At 27.3% G+C, this 17,911-nt stretch carries 17 protein-coding genes and 1 pseudogene; 1 reads left to right on the top strand and 17 read right to left on the bottom strand.

Going from position 1 to position 17,911, the window contains the following annotated elements; translation table 11 throughout:
* Positions 1-10 precede the first annotated feature (10 nt).
* Positions 11-982, top strand: coding sequence for a methyl-accepting chemotaxis protein (locus GXK56_RS19295; protein WP_160690412.1), 972 nt, complete (start codon positions 11-13; stop codon positions 980-982).
* Between the two features lie 173 nt (positions 983-1,155).
* On the opposite strand, the gene GXK56_RS19290 is transcribed toward GXK56_RS19295, so the two are convergent.
* The 17 genes and pseudogenes from GXK56_RS19290 to GXK56_RS19210 all read right to left on the bottom strand — a co-directional run bounded on the left by GXK56_RS19290 (position 1,156) and on the right by GXK56_RS19210 (position 17,909).
* Positions 1,156-3,171, bottom strand: a complete 2,016-nt coding sequence (locus GXK56_RS19290; RefSeq protein WP_160690411.1) for a PAS domain S-box protein — start codon at positions 3,169-3,171, stop codon at positions 1,156-1,158.
* A gap of 19 nt (positions 3,172-3,190) precedes the next feature.
* Complete coding sequence (locus tag GXK56_RS19285) at positions 3,191-4,894, bottom strand: EAL domain-containing protein (RefSeq protein WP_160690409.1); 1,704 nt, start codon at positions 4,892-4,894, stop codon at positions 3,191-3,193.
* Positions 4,895-5,057: 163 nt separating this feature from the next.
* Complete coding sequence (locus GXK56_RS19280) at positions 5,058-5,639, bottom strand: TetR/AcrR family transcriptional regulator (protein WP_160690407.1); 582 nt, start codon at positions 5,637-5,639, stop codon at positions 5,058-5,060.
* A gap of 352 nt (positions 5,640-5,991) precedes the next feature.
* The gene (locus GXK56_RS19275; RefSeq protein ID WP_160690405.1) at positions 5,992-7,995 is read right to left on the bottom strand and encodes a hybrid sensor histidine kinase/response regulator; all 2,004 of its coding nucleotides are present in this window, start codon (positions 7,993-7,995) and stop codon (positions 5,992-5,994) included.
* Positions 7,996-8,112: 117 nt separating this feature from the next.
* Entirely contained in the window at positions 8,113-9,252 is a 1,140-nt protein-coding gene (locus tag GXK56_RS19270; protein ID WP_243156183.1) for a hybrid sensor histidine kinase/response regulator, read from the bottom strand.
* Positions 9,253-9,319: 67 nt separating this feature from the next.
* Complete coding sequence (locus GXK56_RS19265; RefSeq protein WP_160690403.1) at positions 9,320-9,928, bottom strand: uridine kinase; 609 nt, start codon at positions 9,926-9,928, stop codon at positions 9,320-9,322.
* 168 nt (positions 9,929-10,096) lie between these two features.
* A complete protein-coding gene (locus GXK56_RS19260) occupies positions 10,097-11,344 on the bottom strand; it encodes a DUF4179 domain-containing protein (protein ID WP_160690401.1) in 1,248 nt (415 codons plus the stop codon).
* Between the two features lie 228 nt (positions 11,345-11,572).
* Positions 11,573-11,854 (bottom strand): annotated as a pseudogene (locus GXK56_RS19255) (YwqG family protein); the annotation flags it as partial.
* 108 nt (positions 11,855-11,962) lie between these two features.
* Positions 11,963-12,544, bottom strand: a complete 582-nt coding sequence (locus tag GXK56_RS19250) for a hypothetical protein (RefSeq protein ID WP_160690399.1) — start codon at positions 12,542-12,544, stop codon at positions 11,963-11,965.
* A gap of 66 nt (positions 12,545-12,610) precedes the next feature.
* Positions 12,611-12,985, bottom strand: coding sequence for a hypothetical protein (locus GXK56_RS19245; RefSeq protein WP_243156182.1), 375 nt, complete (start codon positions 12,983-12,985; stop codon positions 12,611-12,613).
* 13 nt (positions 12,986-12,998) lie between these two features.
* Positions 12,999-13,421 (bottom strand): DUF4375 domain-containing protein, encoded by a 423-nt coding sequence (locus GXK56_RS19240; protein ID WP_243156181.1) that lies wholly within the window; start codon positions 13,419-13,421, stop codon positions 12,999-13,001.
* Positions 13,422-13,454: 33 nt separating this feature from the next.
* On the bottom strand, positions 13,455-14,666 hold the full coding sequence (locus GXK56_RS19235; protein ID WP_160690398.1) for a hypothetical protein: 1,212 nt from the start codon (positions 14,664-14,666) through the stop codon (positions 13,455-13,457).
* Positions 14,667-14,891: 225 nt separating this feature from the next.
* Complete coding sequence (locus GXK56_RS19230; protein WP_160690397.1) at positions 14,892-15,413, bottom strand: metallophosphoesterase; 522 nt, start codon at positions 15,411-15,413, stop codon at positions 14,892-14,894.
* A 113-nt stretch (positions 15,414-15,526) separates the two neighbouring features.
* The gene (locus GXK56_RS19225; RefSeq protein WP_160690396.1) at positions 15,527-16,114 is read right to left on the bottom strand and encodes a DUF4303 domain-containing protein; all 588 of its coding nucleotides are present in this window, start codon (positions 16,112-16,114) and stop codon (positions 15,527-15,529) included.
* 346 nt (positions 16,115-16,460) lie between these two features.
* Positions 16,461-17,291, bottom strand: coding sequence for an internalin (locus GXK56_RS19220; protein WP_160690395.1), 831 nt, complete (start codon positions 17,289-17,291; stop codon positions 16,461-16,463).
* Between the two features lie 29 nt (positions 17,292-17,320).
* Positions 17,321-17,476 (bottom strand): hypothetical protein, encoded by a 156-nt coding sequence (locus tag GXK56_RS19215; protein ID WP_160690394.1) that lies wholly within the window; start codon positions 17,474-17,476, stop codon positions 17,321-17,323.
* Entirely contained in the window at positions 17,469-17,909 is a 441-nt protein-coding gene (locus GXK56_RS19210; RefSeq protein WP_160690393.1) for a hypothetical protein, read from the bottom strand. Before GXK56_RS19210 ends, GXK56_RS19215 begins: the two co-directional genes overlap by 8 nt.
* Positions 17,910-17,911: the final 2 nt, after the last annotated feature.

Raw genomic sequence — 17,911 nt, 5'->3', positions numbered from 1 at the left:
GAGTGATTATATGTTTAAATTTAAGAATAATCAAAATTCTAACAATACATCTATTTCAGAGGATAATAAAGTTATGTATTCTGAAGATGGAATTAAATGTTTTACTTATATAGATGAAGTTATGGAGCTAGTAGCTCAAATTGATAATAATGCTAACTTTATTGTAAATGAAGAAGGAACTATCACTTATGGCTTAGATAAACTTCTTAAAAGTGTTGAATATACAACTAGTCAAACTGAAAGCGTCAATGATTTCTTGCAAAAATTATCAAAAAATAGCATTAGGACAGAAGATTTATTAATGGGTGTATTTTCTAGTCTGGACAGATCACAGTCAAAAATTCAAAATGCAAAAGTTGACTTCGATGAATTAATAAAACAAGTTCAGGCAGTGTCTCTAGTATTTGATCAATTTATTAAATTGATTTCTAATATACAATCCCAATATAACAGCATTCAAGATTTTGCAAACATAATAACTGGCATTGCAGCACAAACAAATTTATTATCATTAAATGCATCAATAGAAGCTGCAAGAGCTGGTGAAGCTGGAAAAGGTTTTTCTGTAGTTGCGGAAGAAATAAAAAAACTTTCAGTTGACACACAAAAAAATGCAAAGGATATAATTGATTCTTTAAAAACTTTGACAGTATCAATGGATGAGCTCTCACATAAATCTAACGAAGGAACTTCTGTCATAAGCCAAACCACAAGCCTTATTGAAAAATCTTCTTCTATGCTTGAGGATATAATTGAAGCAGAATCAGAAGTAAATGAAAATGTACGCGAGGTTAATGAATCTCAAAAAGAAAATTTGGCTGGAATGAAAGAAATAGCCACTAATCTGAATAATTTGGTGGATAAATCAAAAACAGAAAACCAACAATTAGAACGTATTATTTATAGTATTCAGAAAAAAGCTGATTTTTATATTAACGTATTTAATTATTTAAATCAAATAAAACAGCTTAGTGAAGAATAAAAAAGTTTTTTCATAAAAGAATAGCTTATAGTGAGAACTTTAGGCTATTCTTTTCCATATTATATAAATTACTGCAAGTTTATTAAAGTTGTTAATAAAAATGTATAGTCCCTAAGCTCTTGACATATTTCTATTTTATGATGACATTACTCAAAAACTATTCTTATTTTCGTCTAATCTTTTATAAATTTTAAAATAGTATTTTTTAACACATTTGCATCAAAAGGTTTAGAAATATAATCATCCATTCCCATTTCAATACATTTTTCTTTATCTCCAATCATGGAATAAGCAGTCATTGCAATAATGTTAATATGTTTTTTCGTTCCGACTTCGCTTTCCCTAATTATTTTAGTAGTATCATATCCATTTAATTCTGGCATTTGTACATCCATTAGTATTAAATCAAAATCATTTTCTTTTAATTTATCTAATGCTTGTTTTCCATCGTATGCACATTCAAATTTATATCCTAATCTATCTAACATTTCACAAGCTATCTTCATGTTAATTTCATTATCTTCAACAACTAAAATTCTTTTTGTTTTATTAATTGATATTTTCTTGTCCTCTAAAGCAAAATTATCTCTAGAAGTTTTTTCAACATAATTTATTAAAAACTCTGCTGTAAAATAGAAAATACTACCTTTATTTTCAACACTTTCAAACCATATATCCCCATTCATTAACTTTGCTATATCTCTTGAAATAGCAAGTCCTAATCCTGCCCCTTCGTATTTTTTAGTGTAAGTCATATCTTGCTGAACAAATTTTTTAAAAATATCATTTTTAAATTCTTCTTTAATTCCAATACCTGTATCCTGTACTGAAAATTCTAAGTTCAATTTATTATTTGTACTTTTTAATTTTTTTACTTTAAATATTATTTGTCCTTTTTCCGTAAATTTAATAGCATTGTTAATTATATTAATCAAAACTTGGTTTAGTCTAATTTGATCGCCTATTAGATCAAAATTAATATATGGATCTATATAATAAAATACCTCTAATTCTTTATTACTACCAGCTATAGATAATTCTTTAATAATTCTATCTAATATTTTTTTTAGGTTAAAAGGTTTTAAATTAAGTTCAAATTTACCTGCCTCTATTTTAGAAATATCTAATACTGAGTTTAAAATACCCAACAAAATCCTCGATGAATAACTAATCATATCAAAATATTCTTTCTGCTCATTATTTAATTCAGTTACTTCAAGCAGTTCTATTACTCCTATTATTCCATTCATAGGTGTTCTAATCTCATGACTTATATTTGCTAAAAACTCGCTTTTAGCACTATTTGCCTTATCAGCCTCTTCTTTAGCTTTCTCTAATTCCTGATAGTTGCATCTCAATTCCTCTTCTATTGCTATAAGCTCTTCATATAAAGCTGATATTTCCTCATATTTATCACGTAATTCTTTTTCAATTTTTTTATTTTCTGTTATGTCTCTTGTAATGTTAGAAGCTCCTATTAAATTCCCTTCTAAATCAAAGATTGGAGAAACTGTAATTGAAACATCAATTACATCTCCATTTTTCTTCACTCTTTTAGATTCAAATCCTGTTATTTTTTCTCCATTTTTGATATTTTTCATTATTTTATGGAAATCATCAATTTTATCTTTTGGAATAATTACAGATATATGTTTTCCAATGATTTCTTCCTTTTTATATCCGTAAATTTTTTCTGCTCCATTGTTCCAGCTTGTTATAATTCCATTTAGATTTTTTCCTATAATTGCATCACTGCTATTTTCAACCAATGAAGCAAGTTCTATAATTTTTTCATCATTTAGTATTCTATTCGTTATATCTCTTATTACACTTAAAACGAATTTCTCCCCATTCATTTCTATGCCTGTTGATTTAACTTCAACTGAAAAGTGAGAACCATCTTTTCTATAATGGGTGGTCTGGAATTCAATCTCTCCTAATTTTGCTGTTTCAAACTCATTGTGTAACAATTTTTCATTTTGAGAATTTCTTAGTTCACGTATATTCTTAGAGAGCAACTCTTCTTCAGTATAACCATATGTATTTATAGCTTTCCTATTAACTCTTAATATATTTCCCTCACTCGAAAATAAAATTATTATATCATTTGCATTATATATGGCTGTTTCGTATATCTGTAAATCGTAGTCTTTCTTTAGATCACTACTTTCATTTGTTTGACTTTTCATTGATTTCCACTCCTTAATGTCAGTTATTTTGTAACATCTTTTCAAGTTCTTCTTCACAGACCGGCTTGCTAAAATAATATCCTTGAATTATATTACATCCCAAATTCATCAATATTTTAAGTTGTTCCTTAACCTCTACACCTTCTGCTATGACTTTATATTTCAATCTTTTTGATAAATTCAATATACACTCTATTACTGCTCTATTTTTTTCATCTTCAATATTATCAATAAACGGCTTATCTATTTTCAATGTATTAATAGGTAGTACTGTCAAATAACTTAAGGAAGAATATCCAGTTCCAAAATCATCAATTGAAATATTTATATCTTTTTTTATAAGATCATATAAGTCTGAAATTTTTTCTTTATTTAATTCAATTAAAGCGGTTTCTGTGACTTCTATTTCAAGTAAATTAAAAGGAATTTTATTTTCTTCGCAACTTTTTATTATCTTATCTTTAAAATTTGCTTCTCTTATTTGAATGGATGAAACATTAATTGCTATATTACTAAATTGATAATTTTTATCCTTAAACTCACGAATTTTTTTACATACATTTTCTAATACCCAATCTCCTATGTCTACAATAATTCCTGTTTTTTCGGCAATAGGTATAAATTCTGCTGGTGATACGAAACCCAGTTTTTCATTATTCCATCTTAATAGAGCCTCAAAGGCAACTATTCTATTTTCTTTAGCATCAATTTGTGGTTGGTACACAATAGATAACTCATTATTTTTTATTGACTCCTTTAATTCATTTTCTATTATTGTTTTTCTTATATATGATTTGCTAAGTGATTGTTCAAAAAAAGTATATTTATTTTTTCCATCAGCTTTAGACTTAAACATGGCTAAATCCGAAAATTTCAATAAATCATTCATGTCAGAACTATCTTGTGGAAAAATTGATATACCTATACTTGTTGTCATATATAATTGTTTTTCATTCAGTTCAAATGGTTTTTTACAGTAGTCCATTATAATACTACATAATTCTTTCAATTTTTCTATAGATTCTACCTTTTCAATGAGTATTATAAATTCATCTCCGCCAACTCTATATAAATCTCCATAATCTTTTGCACAAATACTCAATAACTGAGAAAATACTTTTAACATTAAATCACCATAGTCATGACCTAATGTATCATTAATAGCTTTAAAATTATCTAAATCTATCAATACCATTGCTCCTTGTTGATTTAGATTTATTGCCTTATTTAAAAGTTTTCTACTATCCATTAAAAACAATTCTCTATTGGGTAGTTTAGTAAGGAAATCATAATACATACTCTCGACTAATACCTTATTACTCTCTTTTTCTTCAGTAATATCACTTGCTGTTCCAAATACTCCTATTACTTGTCCATTTGAATCTTTTAAGCTATTCCCTTTAATAGATATCCACTTTTTCTCATCTGTTCTTGAGACAATTCTAAATTCACTTTTATAGCTGGATACTTTACCTTCAATAAAAAAATTCAAGTCATTTATAGCACTTTCTCTGTCTTCATATATGGCAAGCTTTTCAATACATTCAAGCAAGTCATCAAAAGTATCTAATTCATATTGTGTTATTTTCTTCCATGCAGGAGACATGAAAAGTTTTTTACCTTTAAGATCCCACTCCCAAACTGCTATGTTTGCTTCATCAACCGCTTGTTTATATTTTTGAAATATATCTATATAATACAAATTATTATTTTCAATTTTCATAAAAATTTATCTACTCTCCTTCAATGATATATTTGAATTTTTACCACTATACTCAATATTTATTAATATAATTTAATTCTTTCATATATTCAGCTATTAAACCATCTAAATATTGACTAATATATTACAACCTATACATTTATCAGAATTATGTTTTTAATTGCTAAATCAATTCAAAATATATATCCCATAGCTTACTTATAGCTTCATCACATATTTTTGTATTATATATCATCATTTCATGCACCAAGTGATCTTCTAGCTTTTTGCACTTTAGTAAAAGACTCTCTACTTCTTCATTTGTAGATTTATTATCAAATGATTTAATCCCCATAATATCTAACATAATTTTATTTTCTTCATTTGAATAAAATTTATATTTTTCCCGAATAATATTTGATATTTCTTCAGGCGGAAATAAATGACACCTTAAAACAAACTTTCTTCTTGACATATCCTTCATGTAATAATTTATCTTCATTATTAATAATAAATATAACTTATCCTTTAGTGAGCTATCGTTGTTTAGTTTCTCAATACTAAGAAGATGAGTTAAGTAATCATTACGAATATCATCATAAATATAGAAAAATAAATCCTGCTTTGATTTATAGTAAAAATAAATTGTAGATGCTTTAACTCCAACTTCCTTGCAAATATCTCTAATATTCGTAGCTTCATATCCATTTTCTAAAAAAAGTCTAAAGGATGTATAAAATATTTTATCACTTGTTGTGTTTTCCAAAACAATAACCACCTTCAATTAATTTCAATTAATTTCCCATATGGAGCATAATAGTTAATATTTTTAGTATTATTACATATAATAATATAATTATTTATATAACGCTCGTTACATAAATAATATCATTGTATTCCTAGTGGTTCAATTTAATTTATACTGCATTTTTGCTTATAATTCGACTTAATACATATAAATATTACTTATTTCAAATTAAAAATTGTATTTATACTGAATTTTTATTAATATTTTAATAAATTATTATTATTTTACTTTTGATTCCCAAAATAAAACAGTGCTCTATTGAGCACTGTTTTATAGCTATATTTATTTAAATTGAGTACTATTTCGCTTCTTAATTTTCAACTTCAATCCAAACTGTAAAATAAAATATACTTCCTTTCCCTAGTTCACTGTCAACATGTATTTCGCCACCCATAAGTTCTACTAATTGTTTTGATATAGCAAGTCCCAATCCAGTTCCTGGAAACCTTTTTGTATTACTATCATCAAGTTGAGTAAAATAGTTAAAAAGTTTTGGAATATCTTCTTTTTCCATTCCAATACCTGTATCATGTACTGAAAATCTTAAAAGAACTCTGTTTCCAGAAGATTTACTCTTTTGGATAGTCAGCCTAATTTCACCCTTGTTTGTAAATTTAATAGCATTTCCTAGAAGATTAGCAATTATTTGATTTAATCTAAGTGTATCTACAAATATCCGTTCTGGAACATTATCTTGTACTTCTATTTTAAAATTTATATTTTTATTGTAGGCCAAAGGTGCATAGAAATTTTCTGTTCTATTAATCAGACTTTCCATATAAATCCATTCTGGTGAAAGTTCAACTTTTCCAGCTTCTATTTTAGATAAGTCAAGTATATCATTAATAATTTCAAGTAAATCCTTAGACGATTCTTTCACTAAACTAATCATTTTCTTTTGTTCCACTTTCAATTCAGACAATAATACTAAATCAGTCATGCCAATGATTCCATTCATTGGTGTTCTTATTTCATGACTCATATTAGCAAGGAATTGACTTTTTGCTTTATTAGCTTCCTCAGCTTCTATTTTAGCTGCATGCAACTCTTTATTAGTTTGTTCCATTTCAATTTTTTTACGTTTAAGGTCAGATATTAATATGCATAGCTTTTCTGCCATATTATTAAATGCCCGTGATAATTCACCTATCTCATCATTTTTAATAATCTCTGCTCTTTCTGATAAATCACCTTGTGAAAATTTTTCTGTTATTTTTATAAGATCATTTATTGGTTTTACTAAATGATCAGTTCTTTTTATCCAAAGCATTATACAAATAGTCAAAATAACCATACTTGCATATATAAAATTGTAAATATTTTTTGACATTTTGCTTGTAAACTGACTTTCAGGAAGTGAGGTTATAATTAACCAATCTAAACCTTCTTTTTTATATTCACTCACTTTTATATGTAGCTTATCATAATCTATATTTACTATAAATTTATCTTTTGAATTATTTTTGTAATCTAAATATGCTTCTTTAATATAGTTATCATCTATTTCATCTATTTTTATTCCTCTTATTTGATCATTGGCAGTAGTTACAAAGTTAGGTTTTTCAAGGGAGTTCGCAACAACCTGCCCAGAACTTCTTTCTATAATGTATGCAGCGCCAATTTTATCTTTCAAAATTTCGTTTAAATATGTATTTATTTTTGAAAGAGTTACGTGGGTTCCTAATACACCTTTTAAAATACCTTCATTATCATAAATCGGATATGCTGCTGTAATAGCTAAGTCTTTCATTACAAAATGTTCATAAACATTAGAAAATATAGGCTTTTTATTTTCTTTTGCAATTATATACCAATCTCTTGTTCTAGGATCAAATTTACCGAAATTTTGTACAAGCTCCCCTGCTGTCAAATCATTATTTAATGAGTAATAACACGAATCTCCATTTGTTTGTGCGTCACTTCTCATAATCTCTATCTTTCCTTCTGCATTTCTTCGAGCTCCATAATATTCACCCTTTTCTGTCCCATAACTAAAGCTATATATATTATCCAAACTTGCTTTTAGCACTCCTGAAAAATATATTTCACGTTCCCTATTGTGGTATATATTCACTATGTCATTATTAATTAAATTATAGTTAGATTCATTTATACCTAAAGGTGTATTAACAAATTGATCTACTTTATTTAATATTTCTCTAGCAGAATCATCTTCAATCTTTTTAACACTATTTTCCACCACTTTGTTAGATTCAGAAAATGAAATATATCCTATAAAAATTGTTATAAAAACAGAAATAATAATAAAAGTACTAATAATCATATTTTTTAATGAATTTACCTTGTTTCTCATTTTATAACCCACTCCACACCCTAGTTTTACAAATAACTATAATTTTGAGTATGAAATTCACATAAAATATAGGCTCCATACTTATCTATATCTTTCTTGCAAAACCACATATTAAACTTAATTCTTTTTTCCTAAATGTGCTTCAATAATTTCATATAGCTTCTCTATTTCAAATGGTTTAACTATATAATCATCCATATGTGCCTGTATGCACTTATCTTTATCTTCACGCATAGCATATGCTGTCATGGCTATAATCGGTATATGCTTTGGTCCAAATTCTTCGTCTCTTATAATTTTAGTTGTCTCAAAACCATTTAATTCTGGCATTTGTATATCCATTAAGATTAAATCAATCTTATTGTTTTTCAAAATGTTTAATGCTTCATTTCCATTATATGCTGGAATATATCTAAAGCCTTTATTTCTAATTATTCCCTGCATTACTTCTTGATTAATCAAATTATCTTCAACACATAAAATAACTTCATCCCGCTCTACCTTGTTAATAACTTCTTCCTCTTTTATTATATTAATTTCTTTTAAATTATGGATTTCCTTTTCGGATTTTTCAAATTCACAAGTAAAAATAAATACAGAACCTTTCCCAGCACTGCTCTCAAAGCATATGTCTCCATTCATTGAAGCTGCAAACTCCTTTACAATTGCAAGTTCCATTCTTGAGTCTTCATCCTTTTCACCATTAAATAATTTATACTGGTCAAAATCATTTAATATTTTTTCTTTAATTTTCTCATCTATGCCGATTTCTGAACTCTTTATTCTAAATTCTATTTTTTGTCTCATATTTTCATCTGATATTAACTTTATCCTAAAGGATACAAATCCTTCATCTGTAAAATTAACTGCATTACTTATTAAATTATTTAAAATTGCTTTTAGCCTTAACTTATCTCCAATAATTTCAAAGTCAATATTAGGATCAAAATAGTAACTTACCTCTAGACCTTTAGAATTTCCTGATATTAAAAGACTATTATAAATTTCGTTTATAGTTTCTTTTAAGTGAAAAAGCTCATTATTATCTTGAAGGAGTCTTGATTCCATTTTTGAAATATCAGATAAATTATTTATTACATTTAGCAGAGCATTAGATGACTCATTTAAAATTTCAATAGATTTTCTTTCTTTTTCATTAACACAATCTATTTTCAAAATTTCCATAGCTGTAAGAATTCCATTCATTGATGACCTTATTTCTTGAATCATATTAGCTAATAATACTGACTCTCTCAACTTCTTAACACTCCTTCTACTATTTTTATTATCTATCCTATAGCATGTATTTTTACCAATTAATTGTTTATTTGTTTATACTACCAGTCTCTACAATTAAATCACAATGACTCTTAATGCTCAATTCTTTAAAATAATACTCCTCCATAGGAATCCATTTATTTAAAAAATCTTGAAATTTTTCTTTTCCATTTCGTTTAAGAATACGTTCATGCTGAACATTTTCAGCAACATCTATAAAAATTTTGTAATCATAGTACCCTCTAAGTGTAGGATGTAGACTATAACTTCCTTCAACTATATTTAAAGATTTTCTCTCAAATTTAATAGGTTGATCAAAAGCCCAATTTTTGCATAGATATCTCTTATAAATTACTTGTTCTTGATTTTTAAGTGGAATTAATACTTCCTCTTTAAATCGCTCATAATGTACATTTCCACCCGCTTCAGTCAATCGTTCTGTAGTTCTCATTTCAAGAGGCAGAAAGAAATCATCCATATGAAAGATATTGCAGTTAAAGCTTTCTTGTATTATTTTACCTAAGGTACTCTTACCCCCTCCACATCTACCATCGATAGCTATAAGTAATTCTTTCTTCTCTTTATATAAACATTCAATTATCTTAAGAACAGGACCATAATCATCGTTAATTAGTTTAATCTTTTCTTTATTCATTTGTTCCTCCAAATAAAAAACTGTTGAATTAAGGTGTCATATGATTATAGCATAAATCAATAGAAAATAATTAATGTACATTTTTTAATATTTTGCCTTATAAAAACATAAGGAATTACCTAAAAGCGGCAATTCCTTCATTAGTAATTTTAAGTTAAATCGAATATTTTATTTAGGTAATTTTATTTCTTGGCCTACTTTGTATCTGTCTATTAGTTTTATATTACTATCAACACTTAACTCTAAAACTTTATCTTTTTCTACATTATCAAATTCAACAATATATCCAAATGCTTCTTTGGGATCTTTGTAAAAACTCATGTATTTATCACCATCATAATATGAATAATTAGTTGTATCTTCTCCAAATTTATAATACATTCTCATATTACTTGCCAATAATAGGCTTGCCTTTTCAGAAGCAGCTTTACAATATAACTTCACACTATTATCGTTTCTTTCTATATTGGTTATTTCCCCTTTAGTTCCATCAGAAAAGTTAAAATATTTTGCATAACTTACATCAGCAGTTGTTACTTTGCTTTCAGTTTCGTTTCCTTTATTCCCTTCATTATTTTTTCTAATCTCAGCCCAAGTTATATTTGAAGTTAACGGTATTAGACTCATATCCTTTTGATCTTTAAGTTTATCATAAACTAATGCCTTTGATTCATAGTTTCCTTTTGTTTCTTTATCATCAGAAGAACTTCCAGAAGAACTTAGTTTATACATTTTATCTCCAGCTTTTAATATTAATGATGAATTTATAAATCTGTCATCATGTTCTTTTGCAGGTTCTGTATAAGTAACCGAAGTTCCCAAAATGTCAGATTCTAATTTCTTTAATGTACAATCGAATTCTGATATTTTTGCTTCAATATCTTTATCAATTACATTATTAAATCCTTCTGAAAAGTCTACATTTGCATCCATTCCTATATTAACTTTATATTTTGGATATACAACATCTAATCTTAATTCACCCTTTTGCGGAAATTCGCCTTCTCTAAGCTCCTTTTCTATAGTCATTATCATAGTTTTATCATCTATAGAATCAAACGAAGTACCCTCTCCCCCAAAGTTGTTTTCACCATATAAGAGCTGAATTATTGAATTATCACTTTTTTGTGTATCAAAAGCCTTAGGACTTTCAATCTTAATTACTGCTTTTAATTTATGTTTTGTTGCCACTACCTTCTCTAGAGTTACTTTTAATCCATTCTGCTCCATAGTTTTATTTACATTTACAAAATAATCTTTATAAGTAACTCCAGCAGAAGTTGTACTTTCTACTTTAGTGGAACTTGCTAAATTGTCTTCTGCACATGCTGGTACTTCTAAAATTCCTACAGCTAACATTAATCCCATAACACCAAAAGCTGTTCCTAATACTTTACTAATTTTTTTGCTTATCATTTAAACTTCCCCCTAGTAAATAATAATATTATTGTTAATTGTGAAAGTTATAATACAATCACTTGTATTAAATCAAATTATAGTTAAAAATATAATTCTTTCATTTTAACCTTAAATATGATTATATACTAATAATGGAATTTTATCAAATTTCTACATTGTAAAAAACTTTCCTTGTTCATATATAAAATTATCTCCCATCTTAATTCCTCCGCTATTTAATAATCTTTAACAACAATCCCAATTATATAATACCTTTCTAAAATCAAGTTTCTTTAAATCCTCTTCATTTATAAAAAAGTTAGCTATTCCGCCATCTCCAAACATTAAGTCACACTCATCTTCGCAATCAAGTTGAAGCAGCAAAGTATCAAAAGTTCTTAGTTCTTTCTTTTCCCTTGGATCATATTGAACAGAGATAGGATATCCCCCCATCCTGCATACATCACCACTTAATTCATCTAAATAAGCATTTCTTTCTTCTTCCGTTAACTTAATCCCCTTAAATATTTACCCTTATACTAAATCTCTTCATCAAAACCTCTTACTTTGCCACCAAGTCCCTTTATTTCATTTCCTTATTGCTACTTATTTTTTCATATCATCTTTTTCCCTAATTTACATTTTTAAAATCCAATCTTCAAATTCATTAATAAGTTCTTCAGGATTAGCTCTCTTGTTTTGTTCTGCAATTAAATCATAATATTCAAGTTCATGTATTATTAAAGGTAGAGCTTTTCCAAATTTTTGTTCAATTATGCCTTCTTCATGGAGCTCTTTAACCACTTCAACACATAGTTCCACAAATCTGCTAGTTATTTCATCACCTAGTTTTAACGCTTTATCAAAATCTTCGTCCTCTTCCTCATCTGAATAATATAAATTATTTTCCTTAATCCACTGGCTTATCCTTTCGCCATCTTCTAAATTTTCTCCCCAATTGTCACCAATAATTAATTCTTCATTTTGCAACCAAAATGCAAAATTCCATTTTGCTTCTGCATTATCAGATGCATCTTCTAATGAACTTTCATATTGCTCCATGGTGTTATATCCAAGTGTAATCATTGGCCTTCTCGGATCATCTTCTGAATTTGAAATATATAATGATATAACGTAAATATCCTTAATCACGTCATTATTCCATGATAAAATTTCTGCTTTTATACTCTCAAATACATATTTTTTTAAGCTATTCATGTAAATTTCCTCCTAAAATATAAAATTACTATTTATATTAACAATATTTAAACTAGAATTTGTGTGTCACTCGTCGAAATCTTCTGAAGCTTCAAAATTAGAGTAATAGCTTACGAAATCGTCAATTAATAAATGTCTATTGCGTACATATTCGGATTCTACACCACCATTTTTAAGACTTTCTATCCATTCAGCATCTACCATGCAACCAACATCCATATTTATACCATACTTTGCCTTATTAATAATTTCTATGTCTTTTACTTCACCTATACAAAACAAATAACCGCATAAGAAACGTAAATATTCACTGCTACCATTTTGATAATTAATAATCTCTTTTTCGAGAAGTTGTCTGATTTCAACATGGTATTTCTCACTAAAATCAAAGTCATATCTCTTTATCAATACTTCCACACGTTCTTCATTATTCAATCTCATTTATCCTCCTATATTATAATCTTTTATTTGTTTTTTCTCTTCCAATATATTCCTTAACAAGCTTCCAAAAACCTTTAAAATCATTATTAAGATATGTTTCATTTTCTAATTCAATATATTCATCGTAGTTTTCAATAACAATCTTCTTGCATTTTTCTAATATTTCAGCCTCTTTTGTTGCTCCACAATTTTTTAATGCAATAATTGTTTCATTGACATAATCTTTTGTTGAATCATAAAAAAAGCCTCCTAGCCCTTCCATTTGCAATTCAGTATCATAATCAATAATAAAAATAACATCTTGTACAAATTGTGGATACCTTTTAAGTTCCTCTCTTTCTATTGGTTCACTATAGACATCTGCCATTGATTGCAAAAAATCATCAGCACTCATTTCATTTATCCGTCCTAAAGCTCTATCGATAAAATTCATCATAAAATCTCCTTAAATAATTTATCTCATCATTCTTTAAATAAGGTTTTTTATTAATACTGCTGCTCTATTTCTATGCTTACTATCAATTATTCCATCAAAATATAAAGAATAACTTCTACCACAAGCCTTCAATTTACGAAGTATTACATTCTCCATATTAAGTTTTATATTTCTCCCTGTAACTTGATCAATATAACTCTTTTTATCTATATGCTGTAACCAACATTCAAGAAGCTCTCCAGATTTAACTACAAGCCAGCCGTTACCTCCTTTTATTGGTTCTTCATCGCTGCCATATGTAAAAGTTAATGCATATGTATCGTTATCTAACTTCACACTTTCCATACAATATATAGAACATAATTCAGTAAGTTCAAATAACTTCTTTTCTTCTATCTGTTTATCGTCAATGCCATAAACTGCATAGAATATTTCACTGGGTCTTTCTACGTGAAATATTCTTCCGCCATTTGCTGTTACCTCAACTGTCTCATGATTTTTCCAATTTATAACAGGGCTATTCTTTTCAAAATATGCATCCAAAAATATACCTTCTGCATAAACTTTACGTTCCTTAATAGACACTCCTTTATCATCAAGCAAGCGATGCAATATCACATTTTCATCAATTGTTGAAAAAGCTTGTATTCCTTCTTCATTATACAAGCATCTACTTACCGATGGCTCTTCTATTTTCACACGCTTTACTGACTGAAAGTGTTTAGTCTTAGAAAATTTATATACTCCTAGCTTTGTAGGTTTTTTATTAAAGGTTCCATCAGTATAAGATAATATCTTATCTCCATCTCTAAAAATATGTTCAGCTACTGATGCCATTGGTTTACAATCCTCAATATCCTTCCTATCCCCTATTGGCAGGCACACATCCCTATTTAAAGATGTTTTTGAGTATCCAATTACGCACCAAATTTCGTCATTTGGACCTTCGAACAAGTCATATGGTACTCCCTCAGATTCGCAGTAACATGTGGTTTGTAAAGTTTCCATATCCATTTTAATATAGCAAAAGTTATCTTTATATTTCTCTAGCTCATCTAAATGTGATGCAATGTCAGATGCATCTTTATAGTTATTTATACTAAAAAATATTTGATTCTTTGATTGTAAATAGCACATATCCCCTGTGCTTAGACGAAAATCTGCATCAATATATATACCATAGAATTCATTCATATTATAATTGCTGATTTTAAAAATGCTGTTATCTATAATTAAATCCTCCAAAGTTTTCCCTCCTAATATATAAAATATAAGAAATATTCCTCATAAAATTAAAATTTTGAGCTCAATAAATTAAGATATTCTTCAGGGATTACCTTTGCTAAAACTTGATCAAGCTTATAATTTTTACAACAAATATAAGTTAATCAATCTTGAATAATATGCTATTTTCCTATTCTTTTCTTGTTTTAACATGTATTCAACTGATATTAATATCTTCCTAATCTTCTACCCTAATGTTTTAATAATTTCCTCGATTGAAATAGGCATATAATTATTTGCATCAACACCTACATCGTATCTCTTTACTTCATTTTTTAGCATTTCAAGATTATATGTAATATCTGAATGTATATGTCCATGCAAATGAATAGAACCATGCCCTTTTTTGTTCCATTCCAGTATAGGATAATGAAACAATACAAATTTATAATTTCTATACTCAATTTCATGATAATCTTTAATCCATTCAAATAAGTCTTTATTAAAAGCATTATCGTCAATAAAATTATCATGATTTCCTTTTATTAAATATTTAGTACCATATAATAATTGTAAATAATGATTGGCAATTATGCCGCCTTTCATAGTAAAATCCCCTAAAATATAAACTTCATCATTAGGTCTTATAATATTATTCCAATTCTTTATTAACCTTCCATTCATTTCATCTACTGTATGAAACGGCCTCTTTGTGTGCTTGATGATTTTTTCATGATTAAAATGTAAATCTGATGTAAAATAAATCATATTTCTCTCCTTATCTGCCAATATACTATTTTAATTTATCACTCTAACATAAGAACATTTTTAATAAAGTTTTCTCATCAGATATATATAATATAATTAGCTCTATTAAAGCATTATTCCAGCCATTTTGCATATATACTTAACTCTTCTTTTGTATTCAGTCTTTTGAAAATTTCGAGCATTTCATCCTCTTGATAGTATTCTCTTACTTCAAAATTAATCAATATATTCTCCTGATATACTGATTTAAAAAATCCTTCTGCTCTTAACTGTTCTATGGATTTTATCAAGGTGTCAAAAAAGTCTTCTCTGAATTGTAAAAATTCATCAGTATAATTGTAGTCTTGATTAGAAATAACATTTTCATTTTCAATAATATACTCCAAAACAATTTTGTTGCATTCTGGAAAGTCATTTTCTGAAATAGAATGGTCATTCCATTCATCCGAGCAATACTTGTAATATAGCTCAGATGAATCTGTAGTAGTATAGCAATAGCCTTCAGCTTCAAACTCATCAGTTGTATTTCCGTTAAAAGAAATACAATAGGACTTTGGATGATTTGTGGCTATGTAATCTGGAACTAGTATTGTGAAAATATATGGCTTTTTATCCTTATACTTATCAATAAATTGTGTGAATACAGATTTTATTTCCTTTATAAAAACCTCTTTCAACCTGTCAAAAGAAAAAGAGTTCATCGCTAATTCCTCCTAATATAATATAAATAACTGATAATACGCATTTTTTACATTTGTGTAACACCTATAAACTTCAATTGTTGCATCATTTAAGAACATTATGTATCTTAGATAAGGAACTTTACTATTTAAGATTATCAATATATTCCTTGGCTTCTTTTAAACCAAGCCCATTAATAAATTTAAATATTTACATAGTTTTAAAGAAATCTATATTTCTATTTAAATATCTAAATAGATAACTATTTAGATAGAAAACTATAAACATATATAAATATTTATAGTAAACTTGAGGGCTAATATACTTTTAATAACCATAAAAATACTAATCTCATTATTGAATTCGTCACTTATTTTTATACTTCTTTAACATCTGCTCAAACTCTTCAACATATTTATTTATACGCTTTTCATCTAAATTTGAATCTAAAAAGGGCTTTCCTTTTCCATGTATAAAAGTATCTTTCATCTTAATGCCTTTATTATTTCTAGACTCTATTGGCTTTTCTATTTTGTGATATGGTCCAAGAGATAATGATTTAACCTCCTCTAGCTTTGCTGTGAGCCAAGCAATTTGCTCCATTTCAAATAATTTTGTTGAAAAATCCAATTCTTCAAGTGTTGATATTTCACCAAGAGGTGTTATATCTTCATCAAGAATTTTCTTCGCATTAAACTTTAAATACTTTAATTTTGTTTTAGCAAGAGGTTTTAAACTATCTAAAACCATAGTACTCCATACCATATTCCCAAAATCCAGAAATTCCAAATTAGGAGCTGTAATAATATCATCAATGTTGTTAAGTTTTGAAAAATCATTAATTGATAATCCTTTTAAAGCATAATTTTTGCTCATATCCCATAACCTTGTGCATCCTTGATTGAAAAAATACCCAATAAATTCTACTTTTTCTAAAGATGAAAGTATGCTTAAATCTTTTACTGCTTTATTCTTAAAAAAATAAATAGCTTTAAATTGCTGTCCATATTTATCAATGAAATATTCAAAAGTATCTTGTTTTAATCCCAATATCTTTATCTTATCTATTTCTGGATGATTTTTAATATCATCAATTTCTACTTTTGTTAATACACCTCCAGATATATCTAAATTCGAACTCGCTAATACATATTCATACTTTGTATAATCACAATAAACTTCAAATATATTTTTCATTAGAATGCCCTTCTTTCACTTAGCTATAATTATATCAACCACTGATTTGCTATTTCTTCACCCCAATCTAATATCATTAATGCGACTTTTTTGTTATCTTCTTTTACAACTTTATACCCATCCCATTTATCATATCTTCCTGACCGAAGACAATAAACATCTCCTAATTTTGCTATCCTATTCATTTATTATTTTTTCCAATTCATACATTGCAATGGATATATTATCTGGAACAATTCCTGAAGCATATATGTTAAGCAAAGAATCTATAAATGAATTAGTGAATTCATTTATTAATGCAGCTCCAATCATTTCAAAATCATCAGAAACATAAGCTGCTAAATCTGATGATTGGGAATCTTTCATAGTTTTAATAAAAGCCTCCTTTCTTATTTCCTCTAAAAATTCATCAAGTTCCTTCTTTTCATTTTCATTTAAATTTTCAAGCTGCTGCTGTAAGGTTTCATAGGCTTTAACCCAGTTACTGTCAAATGGCTCAGTTTCTCTTGAATTTAGTATTTCATAGATAGCCTCTTCATTTAAGCTACCTAACTTAATAACAATTTCATCTAAAATTGTGGTTAATTTTTCTCTAACCTTTATTATTTTCTGTTTCATAT

It is taken from the genome of Clostridium sp. C2-6-12 (assembly GCF_009928485.1).
GTDB lineage: Bacteria > Bacillota > Clostridia > Clostridiales > Clostridiaceae > Clostridium.
The sequence above is the reverse complement of the archived record's forward strand: the minus strand, read 5'-3'. Positions and strand labels throughout refer to the sequence as shown.